The organism is Terrisporobacter sp. (assembly GCF_017888745.1).
Lineage (GTDB): Bacteria > Bacillota > Clostridia > Peptostreptococcales > Peptostreptococcaceae > Terrisporobacter.
Window position 1 is genome coordinate 1 of record NZ_JAGHFM010000253.1, and the last position, 2,779, is coordinate 2,779.

General features: G+C 30.3%; 5 protein-coding genes. All 5 read left to right on the forward strand.

The annotated features are described in order from the left end of the window. Positions 1-175 precede the first annotated feature (175 nt). From J7G74_RS11520 to J7G74_RS11540, 5 genes are read left to right on the forward strand one after another with little or no spacing between them, the layout of a single operon-like run. On the forward strand, positions 176-658 hold the full coding sequence (locus tag J7G74_RS11520) for a siphovirus Gp157 family protein (RefSeq protein WP_297135465.1): 483 nt from the start codon (positions 176-178) through the stop codon (positions 656-658). Between the two features lie 11 nt (positions 659-669). Beyond that, positions 670-813, forward strand: coding sequence for a hypothetical protein (locus tag J7G74_RS11525; RefSeq protein WP_297135466.1), 144 nt, complete (start codon positions 670-672; stop codon positions 811-813). A gap of 10 nt (positions 814-823) precedes the next feature. After that, the gene (locus tag J7G74_RS11530; RefSeq protein WP_297135469.1) at positions 824-1,348 is read left to right on the forward strand and encodes a hypothetical protein; all 525 of its coding nucleotides are present in this window, start codon (positions 824-826) and stop codon (positions 1,346-1,348) included. A gap of 10 nt (positions 1,349-1,358) precedes the next feature. Next, positions 1,359-2,129: a phage replisome organizer N-terminal domain-containing protein gene (locus J7G74_RS11535; RefSeq protein WP_297135471.1), complete on the forward strand. Its 771-nt coding sequence runs from the start codon at positions 1,359-1,361 to the stop codon at positions 2,127-2,129. Continuing rightward, positions 2,129-2,623 carry a hypothetical protein gene (locus J7G74_RS11540; RefSeq protein ID WP_297135472.1) on the forward strand — a complete coding sequence of 165 codons (495 nt, stop codon included), beginning with the start codon at positions 2,129-2,131 and terminating at the stop codon, positions 2,621-2,623. The genes J7G74_RS11535 and J7G74_RS11540 overlap by 1 nt, the downstream gene beginning before the upstream one ends. Positions 2,624-2,779: the final 156 nt, after the last annotated feature.

Consider the following 2,779-nt stretch of genomic DNA (forward strand, 5'->3'; position numbering starts at 1 on the left):
GGGTAATATGAAAGCATTTAAGATACTATTAAAAATCTTAATAAGCATTATAAATATACTTAATGAAGAAGGATTTAAGCTATATGATGCGGATAACCAAGACTGGTATATAAACAACATTAGATATAACGAAGATGATGATAGATTATATTTTGATACAAGGAAGGATAAATAAATGAAATTATATGAATTAACACAGAATTATTTAAACCTACTGGATCTATTAGAAAATCCAGAGATACCAAAAGAAATTGTTGAAAGTGCTATTGCAGAAATACAAGGTGATTTTGAAGATAAAGCAGAGAATATCGTTAAGTTAATTAAGTCTATAGAAGCAGATATAAAAGGATATAAGGAAGAAGAAACTAGATTATCTGCTAGAAGAAAAACTTTAGAAAACAAGGTAAAAGGACTAAAGGATTATTTAGAAGTATCTATGATAGCTTTAGACAAGAAAGATATTAAAGGTAAGATATTTACTTTAGCAATAAAGAAAAATCCTCCTAGTGTTATTATAGATGATTTCAACATACTTCCTATGGAATATAAAAAGATTGAAGAGAAGGAAGATAAGAAAAAGATTAAAGAAAGTATTGATAATGGTATAGAAGTACCAGGAGCAAGAATTGAACAGAAGGAAAGTTTAAGAATTAGATAGGAGTGGGAAATATGAATGAAGATAATAAACTTGCATTAATAGTTAGGCTTGGATTAACTCTAGAATACCTTAAAAATGGAGATTATGAAGGAGTAGACAAGCAGTTAAGAAGTCTTATGTATGAGATAGAAAAAGGATTAATAATACCATTCTAGGAGGTGTAGTATGGAGAAGTTAGTTTTTAGACCATTAAAGGAAACTGAAATAGATGTAAGAGTACAAAGCGTTACTGAAAAAGGCTGTATATTGCTTTTATACAAAGATGCTCGTTGCGATATGAACATCCTTGATGAAACAGTTGGACCTATGAACTGGAAAAGAGAGCATACAAGAGATAATGCTAATTGCATAGTTAGTTTATGGGATGAAGAAAAGTATCAATGGGTAAGTAAAGAAGATACAGGAACAGAGAGTAATACAGAAAAAGAAAAAGGACAAGCTAGTGATAGTTTTAAAAGAGCATGTTTTAATTGGGGAATAGGTAGAGAGCTTTATACTAGTCCATTTATTTGGGTAAAGAAAGATGATTGCAATATGTATTCTATCAAGGGCAATAATGGCAAGGATATATGGAAATGCAATGATAAATTTGAAGTTGAAAAAATAGCCTATGATGAAAATAAAAATATAACTGGGTTATCTATTAAAAATAACAATACTAAGAAGAGAGTATTTCTTATGAAACCATAGGAGGTATGAAATGGCAGACAATAAAAAATACTATTACTTAAAAATAAAAGAAAACTTCTATGAAACAGAAGATATGAAGATACTACAAGCTATGGATAATGGGTATTTATATTCAGATATACTAATGAAACTTTATCTTAAATCTTTAAAAACAGATGGAAAGTTAATGTTTAAAGAAAATATTCCTTATAGTCCTAAGATGATAGCAACTATTACTAACCATAATGTTGATACTGTAGATAAAGCTTTATGTATGTTTAGAGAATTAGGCTTAATTGAAGTATTAGATAATGGAGCAATATATATGTTAGACATTCAAAGCCTTATTGGTAAAAGTAGCTCTGAAGCTGATAGGAAAAGGGATTATAGGAATAGAATAAAGGAAGAAAAAAAGCTGTTATTAGGAGAAGGGGACAAATGTCCGGACACTTCTGGGACAAGTTCGGACGAACGTTCACGAGAGATAGAGATAGAGATAGAGACAGAGTTAGAGAAAGAGATAGAGAGTAAAAAAGACATATGTCGTCAGCTGTCGTCGTCTTGGACCAGTAATGGTTATGGAACTCTTAATAAAACTCTATTAGATAAATTACTAGCAGATGTAGAGATTTATTCTATAGAGTGGGTAACTAAGGCTATAGAGATAGGAAATCAAAGAAGCAAGAGAACTTATTCTTACCTTAAGGGTATCCTAGAGAACTGGAAAACGGAAGGTATAAAAAATCAAAAGGGCAAGAATGAAATTCAAGAAAGAATTGAGAAAGGAGAAGATCCGTTCTAATGACTAAGAATGAATTTATGGAGTATGTAAGTTACTTAGGAAAGTTATTTAGCTTTGAACCTACAGCGGATAAAGAAGTATTAGCAGCATGGTACAAGCCTTTTGAAAGAGTGCATATAGATATAGCTAGAGAAATGGCTCAACTTTATCTTAAGCAAGAAACAGGCAGATTTAAATTAGCTAAGCTATTAGAATTTAAAGATGTAGCTTTAAGAGGCAAAGTCTATAAAGAAAGTACTGAAAATTGTAAATTATGCAAAAATACAGGATTTGTAATGTTAGAGAAAAGAGATAACGGAAAAATATATGAGTTTTGTAATAGGTGCATATGCAAGATAGGACAATCTTTAAATTCTAATATTAAGACAGTAACAGAAGCCGATTTGACAGAAAGATATAAAGATTACAACGATATTTATAGATTAGAGAAACCGAGATTTGAAAATATAGATGTACAGGAATTTAAAAAAGAGAAAATAGGAGGATTTGTTTGATGAAAAATTTTAATTGGGAAGAGTTCAAGAATGGAGAAATAGCAGTACATTGCGATACAGAAGAAAAGGCTGATGATTTTCTAAAAGAGTGTGAGAAAAGAAATATAAAATGGATAGGTGGGGATAATGCAACTCACCATAATCATTACTCTGTAA

Bases quoted from the DNA above. Each gene is read 5' to 3' on its own strand.
- J7G74_RS11520 (WP_297135465.1), top strand. From the start codon at position 176: ATGAAATTATATGAATTAACACAGAATTATTTAAACCTACTGGATCTA.
- J7G74_RS11525 (WP_297135466.1), top strand. From the start codon at position 670: ATGAATGAAGATAATAAACTTGCATTAATAGTTAGGCTTGGATTAACT.
- J7G74_RS11530 (WP_297135469.1), top strand. From the start codon at position 824: ATGGAGAAGTTAGTTTTTAGACCATTAAAGGAAACTGAAATAGATGTA.
- J7G74_RS11535 (WP_297135471.1), top strand. From the start codon at position 1,359: ATGGCAGACAATAAAAAATACTATTACTTAAAAATAAAAGAAAACTTC.
- J7G74_RS11540 (WP_297135472.1), top strand. From the start codon at position 2,129: ATGACTAAGAATGAATTTATGGAGTATGTAAGTTACTTAGGAAAGTTA.